16 protein-coding genes are annotated in these 14768 nt (G+C 68.2%); 11 read left to right on the forward strand and 5 right to left on the reverse strand.

What is annotated here, in order from left to right:
- Nucleotides 1-422 precede the first annotated feature (422 nt).
- Nucleotides 423-1178: a response regulator transcription factor gene (locus J8I82_RS25635; RefSeq protein ID WP_209761691.1), complete on the forward strand. Its 756-nt coding sequence runs from the start codon at nucleotides 423-425 to the stop codon at nucleotides 1176-1178.
- Here J8I82_RS25635 and J8I82_RS38505 read toward each other — a convergent pair.
- Together J8I82_RS38505 and J8I82_RS38510 are read right to left on the reverse strand one after the other, a co-directional pair.
- Nucleotides 1175-1810 carry a diguanylate cyclase domain-containing protein gene (locus J8I82_RS38505; RefSeq protein ID WP_245180114.1) on the reverse strand — a complete coding sequence of 212 codons (636 nt, stop codon included), beginning with the start codon at nucleotides 1808-1810 and terminating at the stop codon, nucleotides 1175-1177. The two genes, J8I82_RS25635 and J8I82_RS38505, sit on opposite strands and share 4 nt — an antisense overlap.
- Entirely contained in the window at nucleotides 1764-2510 is a 747-nt protein-coding gene (locus J8I82_RS38510; RefSeq protein ID WP_245180115.1) for an EAL domain-containing protein, read from the reverse strand. Before J8I82_RS38510 ends, J8I82_RS38505 begins: the two co-directional genes overlap by 47 nt.
- A 255-nt stretch (nucleotides 2511-2765) precedes the next feature.
- On the opposite strand from J8I82_RS38510, the gene J8I82_RS25645 reads away from it, so the two are divergent.
- From J8I82_RS25645 to J8I82_RS25655, 3 genes are all read left to right on the forward strand, one after another.
- Nucleotides 2766-4385, forward strand: coding sequence for a methyl-accepting chemotaxis protein (locus tag J8I82_RS25645; protein ID WP_209761645.1), 1620 nt, complete (start codon nucleotides 2766-2768; stop codon nucleotides 4383-4385).
- 211 nt (nucleotides 4386-4596) lie between these two features.
- The gene (locus J8I82_RS25650; protein WP_209761646.1) at nucleotides 4597-5193 is read left to right on the forward strand and encodes an HAD domain-containing protein; all 597 of its coding nucleotides are present in this window, start codon (nucleotides 4597-4599) and stop codon (nucleotides 5191-5193) included.
- Between the two features lie 138 nt (nucleotides 5194-5331).
- Nucleotides 5332-5700 carry a 5-carboxymethyl-2-hydroxymuconate Delta-isomerase gene (locus J8I82_RS25655; RefSeq protein WP_209761647.1) on the forward strand — a complete coding sequence of 123 codons (369 nt, stop codon included), beginning with the start codon at nucleotides 5332-5334 and terminating at the stop codon, nucleotides 5698-5700.
- Nucleotides 5701-5948: 248 nt separating this feature from the next.
- Here the strand turns inward: J8I82_RS25655 and J8I82_RS25660 are convergent, their stop codons facing one another.
- Nucleotides 5949-6407: an HU family DNA-binding protein gene (locus tag J8I82_RS25660; protein ID WP_209761692.1), complete on the reverse strand. Its 459-nt coding sequence runs from the start codon at nucleotides 6405-6407 to the stop codon at nucleotides 5949-5951.
- A 270-nt stretch (nucleotides 6408-6677) separates the two neighbouring features.
- The gene (locus J8I82_RS25665) at nucleotides 6678-6917 is read right to left on the reverse strand and encodes a hypothetical protein (protein ID WP_209761648.1); all 240 of its coding nucleotides are present in this window, start codon (nucleotides 6915-6917) and stop codon (nucleotides 6678-6680) included.
- Nucleotides 6918-7024: 107 nt separating this feature from the next.
- Between J8I82_RS25665 and J8I82_RS25670 the strand changes: the two genes are divergently transcribed.
- The 3 genes from J8I82_RS25670 to J8I82_RS25680 are packed head-to-tail and all read left to right on the forward strand — an operon-like array spanning nucleotide 7025 to nucleotide 9466.
- Complete coding sequence (locus J8I82_RS25670) at nucleotides 7025-7387, forward strand: PepSY domain-containing protein (protein WP_209761649.1); 363 nt, start codon at nucleotides 7025-7027, stop codon at nucleotides 7385-7387.
- A gap of 39 nt (nucleotides 7388-7426) precedes the next feature.
- Nucleotides 7427-8125 (forward strand): response regulator transcription factor, encoded by a 699-nt coding sequence (locus J8I82_RS25675; RefSeq protein WP_209761650.1) that lies wholly within the window; start codon nucleotides 7427-7429, stop codon nucleotides 8123-8125.
- Complete coding sequence (locus tag J8I82_RS25680; protein ID WP_209761651.1) at nucleotides 8126-9466, forward strand: sensor histidine kinase; 1341 nt, start codon at nucleotides 8126-8128, stop codon at nucleotides 9464-9466.
- 34 nt (nucleotides 9467-9500) lie between these two features.
- Here J8I82_RS25680 and J8I82_RS25685 read toward each other — a convergent pair whose 3' ends face one another.
- A complete protein-coding gene (locus J8I82_RS25685) occupies nucleotides 9501-9998 on the reverse strand; it encodes an Mpo1 family 2-hydroxy fatty acid dioxygenase (protein ID WP_209761652.1) in 498 nt (165 codons plus the stop codon).
- 187 nt (nucleotides 9999-10185) lie between these two features.
- Here J8I82_RS25685 and J8I82_RS25690 point away from each other — a divergent pair, with 187 nt between their 5' ends.
- The 4 genes from J8I82_RS25690 (at nucleotide 10186) to J8I82_RS25705 (ending at nucleotide 14757) form a co-directional block, all read left to right on the forward strand.
- The gene (locus J8I82_RS25690; RefSeq protein ID WP_209761653.1) at nucleotides 10186-10956 is read left to right on the forward strand and encodes a Crp/Fnr family transcriptional regulator; all 771 of its coding nucleotides are present in this window, start codon (nucleotides 10186-10188) and stop codon (nucleotides 10954-10956) included.
- A 27-nt stretch (nucleotides 10957-10983) separates the two neighbouring features.
- The gene (locus J8I82_RS25695; RefSeq protein WP_209761654.1) at nucleotides 10984-11841 is read left to right on the forward strand and encodes an arylamine N-acetyltransferase family protein; all 858 of its coding nucleotides are present in this window, start codon (nucleotides 10984-10986) and stop codon (nucleotides 11839-11841) included.
- 270 nt (nucleotides 11842-12111) lie between these two features.
- Complete coding sequence (locus J8I82_RS25700) at nucleotides 12112-12876, forward strand: SDR family oxidoreductase (RefSeq protein ID WP_209761655.1); 765 nt, start codon at nucleotides 12112-12114, stop codon at nucleotides 12874-12876.
- 132 nt (nucleotides 12877-13008) lie between these two features.
- Entirely contained in the window at nucleotides 13009-14757 is a 1749-nt protein-coding gene (locus J8I82_RS25705) for a class I adenylate-forming enzyme family protein (RefSeq protein ID WP_209761656.1), read from the forward strand.
- Nucleotides 14758-14768: the final 11 nt, after the last annotated feature.

The raw sequence follows: 14768 nt of genomic DNA on the forward strand, positions 1-14768 counted from the left end.
TGGCACACCGCGGGCCGGATGTTGATGCCGCGCCGCACGCCTGCCTTCTTTTTTGGCACGCCGATAGGATGACGGTGCCATGCGGCCGCCAGGCCTGGGCCCGGCCCGTTGTCCACAGGATCTGTGGACAACTTCGGCGGCACCTCGCAAGCCCCTCCCGCCATCAATGACTGCCGTTACCGCGCAGGAACAAGAAGAGCAAAAACGGCGGACTTTTCGGAAATGTCTGATTGCACCACGGCACGCGGCTTTTTACCCTTTGAGGCCGCAAGGTGCTCCTCATGCGCACATGCGCAGCGCTTCGGCTCCGGTCCCTTCAACGCCCCGATAGCCGCCCGAAAGTCGTCCGATAGCCGTCCAGTAGTTCGTCACCTTCCTGCCGTTCTCACACGCCGTCACGCTCGCTTCGTATGCCGTCGCCGATCACTATTGCGCTGCTGCTGGGCAGGTCGCCCCAGTTGCAGGACATTCCAGACCTGCTGGTGCGCTCGGGTTTTCGCTGCAGCGTCTTCGACGCCGGCCGCGACCTGATCCACAGCGCCCTGCAGCAAACCTACGACATGCTGCTGCTTCCCGACGAAGTTGCCGACATCCCGGTCATCGACGTGATCCGCGCGGTGCGCAGCGCACGCTCGCGCGATGTGCCGATCATGATGCTGGGCGGCGACAGCTGCGAAGACCGCCTGGTCGATGCGCTGGATGCCGGTGCTGATGACTACATGTGCCGTCCGCTCAGCCACCGCGTGCTGCTGGCGCGCATCGCGGCGCTGCGCCGTCGCGTGACCGGCGAGCGTCTGCGCCAGGGGTTGGTGGTGCGTGCCGGCCCGTACCAGCTCAACAGTGTCGGCCGCTTCGCCACGCTGCGCGACGAGCGCATCGAACTGACGCCGAAGGAATTCGACCTGGCCATGCTTCTGTTTTCGAATGTCGGCCGGATGCTGCCCAACCGCCGCATCGAGCAGACGGTATGGCGCCATGAATTGCCGCCGCTGTCGCGGGCGCTGGCGGGCCTGATGTCGCGCCTGCGCAAGACGCTGCGGCTTGGCATCGAGAACGGCATCATCGTCACCGTCGTCTACGCGCATGGCTATCGGCTCGATGTGCTGGAGGAAAGCAGCCTGCCGCGGCTGCCGGCAGCCGGCCGCGAGCCGGCCGAGCGCAAGCCTTCCGGTTGCTAAGCCTGCAGCGCTGCCTCCAGCGACAGGAACTCGAGCACCGCCATGCCCGTGGCTGAACGCTTGGCCTCGCGCTTGGCGACTGCCGCGGCGCCGCCGATATGCTGGCTGCCCAGAATCGCGGCGGCGCCCTTGAGCATTTCGTCGCCCTTCCAGTAGCCGTACTTGTCGTTGAACGGCTTGAAGTGGTTCAGGTCGACATAGCACGCACGGAACTCGCTGGCGGCGTCGATCAGGCGCTCGATATGCTGGTTGAGCGGGATATTGCCCGGCAGGAACGTCAGCGGATTGGCATAGCGTGCCGCCTCCATACGCACTTCGGTGATCGCGCGGATCAGGTCGGCGCCCGTGCCCAGCCCGATATAGCGGCCTTGCTCGGTGATCAGGAAGCCATGGGCCAGCGAGCGCGTGTTCTCTCCAGACAGAATCTGCGCCATTTCCTCGAGTGTCGCGTGGCGCTCGAAGCAGGCCGGCTCGCGGTTGGCCATGGCAATACAGGCCTTCTTGCCATACAGCTCACGGTGGAACGGTGCGGCGTAGCGGTCGATGAAACCCTGGCGGCCGATGATGGCAAGCGGCCGTCCATCGTCATGGACCACCGCCACGGCATGCAGCTCGGGCTGGTCCTGGAACATGCGCAGCACCGCGTCGTTGCTGGCGGCCGGCGATACCGTGGGTGCGGGGCGCAACAGCCTCCCGGCGGTCATGCCGGACCAGCCCGAGCGCACCACCTGTGGAAACACGGCGATATGCCGGGACGCCAGCGTGCGCCGCACCTGCGGGGCCACCTGCGTATCCGGGCGTGCCGACGGCCGGCCGATGTAGTAGCCCTGCGCACCGGTCATACTGCATGCCCAGCTCGCGCAGCAGCGACATGGCCGTGCCGAAGCTCGCGGCATCGCCGATCGGGGTCTGCTCGGTGACCTCGACCACCAGCCGCGACGGTGCGATACCGGCTCGCAGCAATGCCGCCGACAAGCGCTCTCGATCGGCCAGCAGATATCGCAGCGTCATCGGACTGAAATTCAGGAACAGCTTGCCCGGCAGTTCCAGACCGCGCCAGGCGGCCAGCGCGGTGCGCGCCGCTTCGATTTCCAGCGCGATCGTGTTCTCGACGCCCTGTGCAAGGCGGAACAAGGCTTCAGGCAATGCATAAGGCGAGCCCGCCGGGCCGCGGACCTGTGCTTCGTAGCCGAGCAGCTCGGCATTGCCAGCCTGCACGATCGGCTGGAACACCGAATACAGTGGCGGGATCTGCGCGCGTGGAACCGCCGGCCCGGCAGGGATGCCTGGGATTAGGTGGAACGGTGGCAGTGCGGCGTCGTGACCAGGCATGATGGATCCGGGAGGGAAGGCAGATAGCAGGGCACAAGACCCCGAGGCGCGCCACATTGCATGACATGGATATGACAACACGATGACAGTCCCATGCCTGTCATGTCACGCCGGCGTCACGTTTATCGGTCACCATGCGTGCGCCGCCCGCGACCCTCCCGCACGAGGAAGGCGCGACGGCAAACCGGGTCAAGCCCGGGCTGCGCTGCCGCCCGCTGCGGTTGGCTGGACGCGCGCCCGTCTGGAGTCATCTCCGTGTTGCACGTCATCAAGTCAAGCCTGCCGGGCCGCCGCCCGGCTTTTGCCGCGCTGGGCCGAGCCGCCTCGCGCCTGAACCGCCTGCCGCTGGTCGCACGCCTGTGCGCCGCCTTTGCCCTGGTCTACCTGTTCGGGGCCGCGGTCGGGTTGACCGGTATCGCCAACCTCGTGTCGATCAAGGCGCGCACCGATACCCTCTACCAGCAGGATATGCATGGCGCCATGTCGGCCGAGCGCGCGCACTCGGCGCTGGCCGCACTCGGCCGCGCCCAACTGGCGCTGACGATGGCCACCAGCGGTGCCGAGCGCGACACCGCCGGCGCCGAGATCGAACAGGCGCTGGCGCGGCTCGACGCGGCGCTGGCCGGCGTGCGCCAGGCCAATGCCACGCTGGCCGGGCCGCTGCTCGACGCGCGCCAACGCGCCGCCGAGCTGGTGCAAGGCTATGTCGAGCTGCTGCGCAAGCAGCCGCTCGATCCGCTGCAGTTCGACAGCGCGGTCTCGGTCGAGGGCCACTTTGTCACCGAGCAACTGCAGGCCCTGAGCCAGCGTATCGAGGCGGTGCGCGTGCAGCAGGAGCGGCAGGCCGCCGCGACCGTGGCCAGCGTTGCCAGCAGCCAGCTGCGCGCGCAGGCGTGGATGGTGGCCCTGCTCGGCGCCAGCCTGCTGGCCGCGGCAGGGTTGGCGTGGATCGCCGCGCGCAGCCTGCGGGCGGAGTTGGGGGGCGAGCCGCGTGACGCCGCCGAAATTGCGCGGCGCATCGCCGCCGGCGACCTGACCGCCACGATCGCGCTGCATCCCTCGGATCGCAGCAGCATGCTGCACCACGTGGCGGGCATGCGCGACCAGCTCGCCGGCGTGCTGGCACGCATTCATGGCTCCGCGCAGGAGATCGCCGCGGCCAGCCAGCAGATCTCCGCCGACAATCACGCCTTGTCGGCCCGGACACAGCTGCAGGCCAGCGCCCTCGATGCCGCGGGCGCCAGCATGGAGGCGCTGGCGGGGCGGGTTGCCGACGCACACGCGCAGGCAACCGAATCGCGCCTGCTGGCCGACCAGGCACGCACCGCCACCGATGCCGGCGCGGACGTCGTGCGGCAGATGCGCGGCGCCATGGACGCGCTGCACGGCCACTCGCGCCACATCGCGGAAATCGTCAGCGTGATCGAGAGCATCGCGTTCCAGACCAATATCCTGGCGCTCAACGCCGCCGTCGAGGCCGCCCGGGCGGGCGCGGCCGGGCGCGGCTTCGCCGTGGTCGCGCAGGAAGTGCGCGCGCTGGCCCAGCGCAGCGCCGATGCCGCGCGCGAGATCGGCGGCATCATCGGCACGGCCACGCATGAAATCGGCCTGGGCGCGCGCCTGAGCGGTGACGTGGTGGCAGCCATGGAGCGTATCGCCACCGCCGTGCAGCACAGCCATGCGCTGGCCGGTACCCTGTGCACGCTGGCCGATCAGCAGGCCGCCAGTGTGCAGGCGGCTGCCGGATCCGTCACGCAGTTGCGCCAGACCGCCCAGCAGAATGCCGCGCTGGTGGATGAACTGGGTGGACAGGCCGGGCGCCTCGACCACCAGGCCGTGGTTCTGGCCGAGGATGTGGCGCGTTTCCGCTTCTGAGGGGGCAAGCCTTATCGCTCCCGGTCTCGCCAGTGCGTCGGTCAGATGTGTCTGCGCGAAACATTTGACATGGCGACGTAACCGGCATTTACGTCTTCCTCGACAAAGTTACAGATCTGTTTCAACTGAAGCAGTGCCGGTTACGTGCAGGCTGCTGGCTGCCTAGTAATCTTGCCTCACACCAACTGCACTGGCATCCGCCCAGGAAATCATGGCTGAACGACTGATCATGCTGGACGTACCGGGCGTCCTGTACTCCGACCGCTCCCGCGCCCGCCTCGGCGGCATTCCGGATTCAGGCACGCTGCGCGATGTCAGGTTCTTCGACCCGATCGCGCTCGGCTTCGTCCGCCGGCTGTTTGGTGTTGCCGGTGCGCGCGTGGTGGTGTCCGATGCCTGGCGTCGCGGCACGCCGGCCGCGATCCTGCAGCAGCTGGACCTGCAGATCGAAGCCATGACCCCGGCCGCCACGGGCGGCCACGGCGCAGAGATCGCCGCTTATTTTGCGCAGGCCGCGGCGCCCGTCCATTACGTGATCCTGTCATGCGCCAAGCCGGAATCCATGCCGGAAGCCATGCGCGATCACCTGGTCAGCGTCGATCCGGCGCTCGGGCTGACGCTGGAAAACTTCCAGCAGGCGCTCGGCATCCTTGGCGTGGCCTGCCCCTCCACGGTGATGCCCGCGCCCAAGCTCGATGCCGGGCTGAAGGCCAAGCTGGAACAACTGCAGCAGCTGGCGCGCGAGAACCCGGCGCGCTTCGCCACGGAGCAGGCTGCGCAAGTCATGCGCGAGTACGTCCACGCCTGATCCGCAGCCACTGTGCGGCAAGCCAAGCGGGGCGCCTTCGGGCGCCCTGTTGCATTTCCCGTAACGCGCGATCCCGTATCATGCTCGCTGCCGCCGGCTTTCTGCCGGCACCACCGCCAGGACATCCAGGATACAGCCATGCCCCACCTCGTCATCGAACTCACGGAAAACACCCGCCTGAACTGCTCGCAGGAAGAGTTGCTCGATGAAGCCAATGCCGCGCTGCTGGCGTCGGGGCAGTTCCAGGAGGCCGATATCAAGTCGCGCTGCATCACGCTGTCGACCTACCGCCAGGGCGTCGATGCCGCGGATCGCGCCTTCGTCCATGCGCGCCTGTCGATCCTCGATGGCCGCGACACCGCCGTCCGCCAGGCGCTGGGCCAGGCCGTCTGCGACGTGATCGCCGATGCCGTGCGCACGGGTGCGGACGGTGGCCAGTCGGTGCAGGTCTCGGTGGAAGTGTGCGAGATGCAGCGCGCCACCTTCGCCAAGCAGGTCATTGGTTGAGCCACGGGTACGCGCCAATAATTGCCGGCAAATAAAAAACCCGCGACCCTCTCAGGCCGCGGGCACCAGCTTCGGGGAAGACGCCGAAGCCTGTCACGGGGAGCGCCCCCGCACCCATGACGTCTGCGATTCTAGAGGGACGCCTGCGCCGGCGGATTGACCTGGATTAAATGCTCCGCATCGTCCCAGCCATGAAAAAAAGGAGCCGCGAGCAGCTCCTTTTTCATCGGGACAGGCTGTGGCGCAAATCAGGCCGCGGCGTCCTTCAGCTTCTTCAGCGGGCGCACCTTCACCTTGACGCTGGCCGGCTTGGCCGGGAACCAACGCTCTTCACCGGTGAACGGGTCCTTGCCGAAGCGCTTCTTCTTGGCCGGGACTTGCTGTGCCGTCACCTTCAGCAGGCCCGGCAGCGTGAATTCACCAGCGCCCTTCTTGTTCAGCGCGCTGACGATGGTGTTTTCCAGATGGGCCAGAACCGTCTTCACGGTCTTGGCTTCCAGTTCCGTCTGGGCTACCAGGTGAGCGACCAGGCTCGACTTGTTGAAGGTGTCCTTCAGCGGGCGCGCAACGGGCGCAGCGGCGGTAGCCGCCTTCTTGGCCGGCGCGGCCTTCTTGGCGGCAGCCTTCACGGGTGCCTTGGTTGCCGCAGCCTTCTTGGCAGCGGGCTTGGTTGCAGTCTTCGCGGTCGGTTTCGCTTTGGTCGCCATATCGATATACGTAAGTTGAACGATGGATGCCGGTTCATCGTTTTGCACGCTCAGCAGCGCTGCGCAAAACGCCTTGTCGGCGCCCACTGAATCATAGCGGAAACAGCCGTAAGTCAAGGGGTTTTCGTGCATGCGAAGCGCAAAACCCCGTGAAAACCCCGGGTTTTGTCGCACCTTTGCCTCAGCGAAAACGCGAAGAGGGCCTACGTCCCCCCGTTTTGGCACTTGCGTACGCTGCGCGACGCGAACATGGAGACCGCATTCCATGTTTCAGCCACGCACCGAAATCGGAAGCAGCGGGCCTGCAAACAGCGCGCCGAGTGCAAGCAGCGGCAGCGATGCATCAGCCTGCGCCCATGCGCGCGACAGTGCCGGCAGGCTGGCCTGCATGCCGAACACGCTCGCCACGCATAGCAGCGAAACCGGGGCAACGGCGAAAAACGCCAGCGTGCGCAGAGGCCTGCCGCCAACGGTCGGCGAATTGCTGGCGAAGGTCTTGGATCGGGACATGTCCGCTTCCGGGGATGAGATGCGGGCATTGTCGGCGGCGCTGGCTGAACCCCGCCTGAGTGTTTCGTTCAGCCCGCGTTCAGGCTTTTTGATGCAAACTTCGGGCCATGAAGCGTTCTCCCGCGCCGCCAGGGCGCCCTGCCCGCCTGCTGTCCGTGGCCGCACTGGCAGCGCTGCTGGGGCTCGCGGCCGTGCCTGCCGCGCATGCCGACAAGGATGCCGACCGCGCCCGCGCCGCAGTGCAGTCGGGCGAAATCCTGCCGTTGTCGCGCATCCTCGAGACCGTCTCGCGCCAGTATGCCGGGGACGTGATCGGCGTCGAACTCGACCGCGACGACGGCATCTGGCAATACGAAGTCAAGCTGCTGCTACCCGGCGGCTCGGTGGCCAAGCTGGAATACGATGCCCGCACCGCCGCGCTGATCAAGGCCAAAGGCCGCGGCCTGGAAGAGGCGCGCAAGAAGCCGTGAGCGCGCGCCGCCCGCCAATCTGCCCACCGGAAGACACTGATGCGCATCCTGCTGGTTGAAGACGAAGCTGCCCTGGCCGCGCAGGTCCGGGCCAGCCTGTCCGATGCGGGCTACGCGGTCGACGTCGCCGCCGACGGCATCGATGCCTGCCACCTGGGCGAGCACGAACCGTACGACGCCGTGATCCTCGACCTTGGCTTGCCCCGGCTCGACGGCCTGTCCGTGCTAAGACGCTGGCGCGCGGGGCAGGTCAATGTGCCGGTACTGATCCTGACCGCACGCGACAGCTGGACCGAGAAGGTCGAAGGCATCGACGCTGGCGCCGACGACTACCTGGCCAAGCCGTTCCGCATGGAAGAACTGCTGGCGCGCATGCGAGCGCTGATCCGGCGCGCGCACGGCATGGCCGTGCCGGAGCTGCAATGCGGTCCGGTGCGGATGAACCCGCGCGCTGGCACCGTCACCGTCGACGGCGCGACGGTGGTGCTGACCTCGCATGAGTTCCGCGTGCTGGACTACCTGATGCACCACCCGGGCGCGATCGTCAGCAAGACCGCGTTGACCGAACACATCTACGCCCAGGATTTCGACCGCGACAGCAATACCATCGAGGTCTTCGTCGGCCGGCTGCGCCGCAAGCTGGGCGTGGACGTGATCGAGACGGTGCGCGGCCAGGGTTACCGGCTGCGGCCGCCGCCGGACCGCGGCAGCGCGGGCGCGGCTTCGGCCCGGGCATAGATGCCCACCCGCCTGCGTCGTTCTCTTGCGCTGCGCCTGCTGGCGCTGGCCGCGATCTGGCTGGCCGCTGCGCTTGGCGGCAGCGGCTGGCTGCTGTCGGCCCTGTTCGAGCGCCACGTCAACGATACCTATGTGCGCCAGCTCGACCACCAGCTCGCCAGCCTGGCCGCGGCGCTGGACTGGGATGCCGGCGGAAAACTGGTGCTGACGCGCGCGCCCGCTGATCCTCGTTATGATTTGCCTTACTCCGGCGCCTACTGGCAGGCGCGCGCGCCGGGCGCACTGCTGCGCTCGCGCTCGCTGTGGGACACCGAGATGCCCACTGCAGTGGAGCGGCGCCTGGCCAGCACGCAGGCGGAGGTGCGCCCCGGGCCCAACGATCAGTCGCTGCTGGTGGTGGCGCGCCGGCTGGTGCTGGCCTCGGCGGATACGCCGGTGGAAGTCTCGGTCGCGCTGGACCGTACCGAACTGCGCGCCGCCCGGCGCAACTTCAACCGCATGCTGGCGTGGTCGCTGACGGCGCTGGGGCTGGGCCTGATGCTCGCCGTGGCTGCACAGGTCAAAGTCGGCCTGGCGCCGCTGGCATGGCTGCGGCGCGCGCTGGAAACGATGCAGTCGCGCCGCGAAGCGCGCCTGGGTGGCGCCTGGCCGACGGAAGTCGAACCGCTGGTCAGCGAAATCAACGCGCTGCTGGCGCGCAACGCCCAGGCGCTGGAGCGCTCTCGCCGCCAGGCGGCGGACCTCGCACATGCGGTCAAGACGCCGCTGGCGGTGCTTGCCAATGAGTCCGCGGCGCTACCGGGCAGCGCCGCCTCGGCCGTCGCCGTGCAGGTGGAAGCGATGCGCCGCCAGGTCGACCGCCATCTGGCGCGGGCCCGCGCCGCGGGGGCGGCAGGCGCGCGCGGCGTGCGCATCGACGCCGGGCCCGCCGTGCGCGAGCTGGTGCGCGCGCTGTCGCGGCTGCACGCCGGGCGCGCGCTGGCGCTGGAAGTGGAAGGCAACGGACATTTTGCCGGCGACCGCCAGGACCTGGTCGAGGTGCTCGGCAACCTGCTGGACAACGCCTGCCAGTGGGCGCGCACGCGCGTGTGCGTCACGCTGCGCGAGGCCGGCGGCGAACTGGAAATAACGGTTGAGGATGATGGCCCGGGCATGCCGCCCGAGGCGCGCAAACTGGCCACCGCCCGCTTCGGCAGGCTCGACGAGTCGGCAGCCGGCAGCGGACTGGGCCTGGCGATCGTCACCGACATCGCCGCGATGTACGAAGGCAGCCTGGGGCTGACGACCAGCCCGTTGGGCGGGCTGTCGGCCCGTCTGCGCCTGCCGGCGGGCCTGCCCTGATCCGGTCCGAAATGCCCGTCAATGCAAATGCCCGTCAGTGCGCGCGTGCCGCCATCGCTTCGCGCGTATCGCGCGCCAGCCCCAGCGCGAAAGCGGTTTCCGCCACCAGGAACAGCGGGCCGATCAGCAGGCCCACCAGGTCGTCGACAAACGCCGGCTTGCGGCCTTCGTAGTAATGGCCGACGAACTGGATAATCCACCCCACCACGAACAGCCCGACCCCGATAGCCAGCCACGCAGCGGTCAGCATGGCGGCGATATGCGCGCCGGCATAGAGGAACAGCGCCAGGATCGACGCCATCGCCACACCGAAGCCCAGCGACAGGCGCAGGTAGAACAGGCACGACAGGATATACACCAGCATCGCCGGGGTCAGATGGGCCGAGCCGTCGCCCAGCGGCATCGCCGGCCGCGCCAGCAGCGTGGTCACCGCCAGCACGATCATCGGGATGCCGATGAAATGGGTGACGATATTGCGCGAATCGCGGTGGTAGGCGGCGTAGTTGGCCAGGTGCTCGATCAGGGTTTTCACGGGGCGTCTCCTTGTGTGCGCAGGCGTGCGCGGAAGCTGCCGCCTGCTGCTGTGCGCGCTCAGGTCGCGAGGTGGATTTATAGTAATGAGCGCGTACCGGCGGGTCTGTCCGGTTTTTGACAATCTGCCGGCACACCGGCTTGGTTACGGCCAGCTTTGACAACCTTGCGCCCCACAGGAGACCGGCATGGGATCCGCGCCCCCGCCGCACCGCCACACCCGGCTGCCCGCCAGTGCCGCGCAAGCGCGCGGCCGGCCAGACGGCTCACTGCCGGATAACGACCCGCTGGCCGCGGTACGCGCGGGCGCCTGGTTCAGCCAGCTGCCGCCGGCGTTGCGCCAGGCGCTGCTCGACGATGGCTGCCTGCGCCGGCTGGTGCCAGGCGAAACCTTGTTTGCCCGCGGCGACCGCTTCGACGGTCTGTACTGCGTGGCCAGCGGCACCGTGCAGATCCATGCCAGCGGCGAATCGGGCAAGGCAGCACTGCTGGGGCTGCTCGAGCCCGGCACCTGGTTCGGCGAGATCTGCCTGTTCGACGGCCTGCCGCGCACCCACGACGCCCGCGCAGTCAGCGCCGCCGCGCTGTGGCACCTGCCGCGCGCGCCGCTGGAGCGCCGCCTCGCGCAGCATCCGGCATGGTGGCAGGCGTTCGGGCGGCTGCTTGCGACAAAGACGCGCCAGGCCTTCGACTATGTGGAAGAGACGCAGCTGCTGCCGCCCGCGGCTCGCATTGCCCGGCGCCTGGCCGCGATCGCGCATGGCTATGGCAACCTGCCGGTGCATGCCGATGCGGTGCTGCGCGTGCGCATCCCGCAGGAGCAGCTGGCGCAGATGCTGGGGCTGTCGCGCCAGACCGTCAACCACGCCCTGCGCGAACTCGAAACCCGCGGCCTGCTGCGGCTGGAATACGGCGGTATCGAACTGCTCGACCTGGCCGCGCTGGAAGCGCTCAACTGAATCCGCCACCATGGAGCCTTTCCTGCCATGACCACACTCGATGCCGCCCGACTCGACGCCTATTGCGCGCGGCTGGGCATCGCCGCCCCGCCCTCGCCCACGCTTGAGGCGCTCGATGCCGTGATCGGCGCGCAGCTGGCCAGCATTCCGTTCGAAAACATCGACCCGCTGCTGCGGCGGCCAGTCAGCATTGATCTCGACACCGTCTTCGACAAGCTGGTCACGCGCGGGCGCGGCGGCTACTGCTTCGAGCTCAACACGCTGCTGGCGGCGGCGCTGGGAGCGTTCGGCTTCAGCGTGACGCCGCTGGCCGCGCGCGTGCGCTGGGGCTTACCCGATGCGGTCGAGACCGTGGTATCGCACATGCTGCTGCGCGTGGAAGTGGCGCATCGCAGCTATCTCGCCGACGTCGGCTTCGGCGGGCCCACGCCGTTCCGCGCGATGGCGCTGTCCGCGCCTGCCGAGGACGACTTCCCCTACCGGCTCGCCAGCTCCCCGCCGGAAGCCGCCGGCACCGCGTTCCACAGCTTCGACCTGGAGGCGCGGGGCGATGCGGGCTGGGTCAAGGTCTACCGCTTCGACCTGACTCCGCAGCCATGGATCGATTTCGGGCCGCGCAACTGGTATGTCTCGACGCATCCGGACAGCGTGTTCCTGCGCCGGCTGACGGCCGCACGCACCGATGGCGGCACGCGCGTGACGCTGGCCGATGGCGATCTGGCCGAACGCGCACCGGACGGCAGCGTGCGGCGCCAGCGGCTGGAAACGCCCGAGGCCGTGGTGCAGGTCCTGGACGAGCGCTTCGGCATACGGCTCGACGATGGCTTGCGGCACGGGCTGATGGCGGCGCTGCCACAGTTGCTCGCCGCCAACGCGCGCACATGAGCGCATGGAGTGCGCGGCTTGTGCGCCACCTTCCGGTGATGCCATGCCGCGCTGCACCAGTATCCTCCATGCACGCCGCGCATTGCCCGCAGAAAGAATGCTGATATGGCCGCCATCCGGGCCGCGGTGCTGTGGACTCGGCTGGCGCGGCACCACCATAATGATCCGTCGATGCAGCGTTAACGCCGCATCGCCAGGACAACAGCGCGGCACACCTGCCGCCTGCATGAAGCCGGCCGCTGACGCCGGCGCAGCTATACAGGAGACTCCATGTCATTGTTCGATCTGACGGGCAAGGTTGCCATCGTCACCGGCTCGTCGCGCGGCATCGGCCGCGCCATCGCCGAGCAGATGGCCGTCCAGGGCGCCAAGGTAGTGATTTCTTCGCGCAAGGCAGAGGCCTGCCAGGAAGTGGTTGACGCGCTCAATGCACGCCATGGCGCCGGCACCGCCATCGCGGTGCCGGCCAATATCTCGTCGAAGGAAGACCTGCAGCGTCTGGTCGACGAAACCAACCGCACCTTCGGCAAGGTCGACGTGCTGGTCTGCAATGCCGCGTCCAACCCCTATTACGGGCCGATGGGCGGCGTCTCGGACGACCAGTTCCGCAAGGTGCTGGACAACAACGTCATTTCCAACCACTGGCTGATCCAGATGGTGGCGCCGCAGATGATCGACCGCAAGGACGGCTCGATCATCATCGTGTCGTCGATCGGCGGCCTGCGCGGCTCGCCGACCATCGGCGTGTACAACATCTCCAAGGCCGCGGATTTCCAGCTGGCGCGCAACCTTGCGGTGGAATTCGGCCCGCACAACGTGCGCGTCAACTGCATCGCGCCGGGCCTGATCAAGACCGACTTCGCGCGCGCGCTGTGGGAAGATCCCGAGCGCTACAAGCAGTCCACGCAGGGCGCCCCGCTGCGCCGCATTGGCGAGCCCGTCGAGATCGCCGGCGCGGCCGTGTACCTGGCCTCCGCCGCAAGCAGCTTCATGACCGGCCAGGCGCTGGTTGTCGACGGCGGCGTGACGATCTGAGCCACGCCTCTAAGCCGCATTTGAGTTGTACCTGAGCTTCTGACGCAAGCGTTGCGCGTGCGCCGTCCTGTCCGGCGCACGCCGCTTTCTTTGCATTGCCCTCAACCTGCAGCGCAGTTACGGGAGGCAGTCATGTCAAGCAATCCGCAAGCGGCCGGCAACTGGCCGGTCATGTCCCTGGCCGAGGCCCATGCCCGGCTGACCGCGCCGGGCTCGCCCTTCGAGACCGAGTCGCGCGTGATCCGCGGCATCCCCACCACCGTCTGGAAGCACGCACCCGCGACGCTGTGCGACCTGTTCCATGCGACCCGTGCCTTCGGCGACCGCACCTTCGTGGTCTACGAGGACGAGCGCGTTTCCTACGATGCCTTTCGTCGCGCCGCCATCGCGCTGGCGCACGCGCTGGTGCGCGACGGCGTGCGCAAGGGCGACCGCGTGGCCCTGGCGATGCGCAACCTGCCGGAGTGGCCGGTGGCGTTCTACGGCGCGCTGCTCGCAGGGGCGATCGTGACGCCGCTGAATGCGTGGTGGACCGGCGCCGAGCTGGAATACGGCCTGGCCGATTCCGGCAGCCGCGTGGCCATCGTCGATGCCGAGCGGCTCGACCGTATCCTCGAGCATCTGCCCGGCTGCCCGGCCCTGGAACGCGTCTACGCCTCGCGCACCTGCGCTGCGACCGGCGATGCCCGCGTCGCCGCACTGGAAACCGTGATCGGTACCAGCGCCGACTGGGCCGCGCTGCCGCAGCAATCGCCGCCGCAGGCCGAGATCGGCCCGGAGGACGATGCCACCATCTTCTATACTTCCGGCACCACCGGCAAACCCAAGGGGGCCTTGGGCACGCATCGCAACTCCGCCACGGTCGCTGCCGCGGGCAGCTTCAGCCCGCTGCGCAACCTGCTGCGCCGCGGCGAGCCGATTCCAGCGCCGGATCCCGCCGCCCCGCAGAAGGCCATGCTGCTGGCGGTGCCGTTCTTCCATGTCACGGGCTGCATGGCGGTGCTCAACGGCGCGCTCGCCACCGGCGGCAAGATCGTGCTGATGCACCGCTGGGACGCGCTGCGCGGCATGGAGCTGATCGAGCGCGAGCGCTGCACCGCTGCCGGCGGCGTGCCCACCATCGCCTGGCAGATCCTGGAGCATCCCGAGCGCGCGCGCTTCGACCTGTCTTCGCTGGAGAACGTCAACTACGGCGGCGCGCCGGCGTCGCCGGAACTGGTGCGGCGCATCGGCGACGTGTTTCCGACCGCCGCACCTGGCATCGGCTGGGGCATGACCGAAACCTCGTCGACCTTCACCAGCCACAGCGCCGAAGAGTACGTGCTGCGCCCCGACAGCAGCGGCCCGGCGCTGCCGATCGGCGAAATGAAAGTGGTCGACGGACGCGGCCAGGCGCTGCCACCAGGCGAGACCGGCGAACTGCTGGTACGCGGCGCCAACGTCGTGCGCGGCTACTGGAACAAGCCCGAAGCCACCGCGCAGACCTTTGTCGACGGCTGGCTGCGCACCGGCGACATCGCGCGGCTGGACGAGGAAGGCTATGTCTATATCGTCGACCGCATGAAGGACATGCTGATCCGCGGCGGCGAGAACATCTACTGCATCGAGGTGGAAAGCACGCTGTACGAACATCCGGCGGTGATGGACGCGGCGGTGGTCGGCATCGCGCACAAGACACTGGGCGAGGAACCGGCGGCCGTGGTCAGCCTCAAGCCGGGCATGCAGGTAGCCGAGGCCGAACTGCAGGAATTCGTGCGCGAGCGGCTGGCGGCGTTCAAGGTGCCGGTGCGCATCCTGCTGTACCAGGAGATGCTGCCGCGCAATGCGAATGGCAAGATTCTCAAGTCGAACCTGCGCAAGCTGTTCGGCCCGGCAGCCTGACCAGCCGGCGG

This window comes from Cupriavidus consociatus, from assembly GCF_017814975.1.
GTDB classification, from domain to species: domain Bacteria; phylum Pseudomonadota; class Gammaproteobacteria; order Burkholderiales; family Burkholderiaceae; genus Cupriavidus; species Cupriavidus consociatus.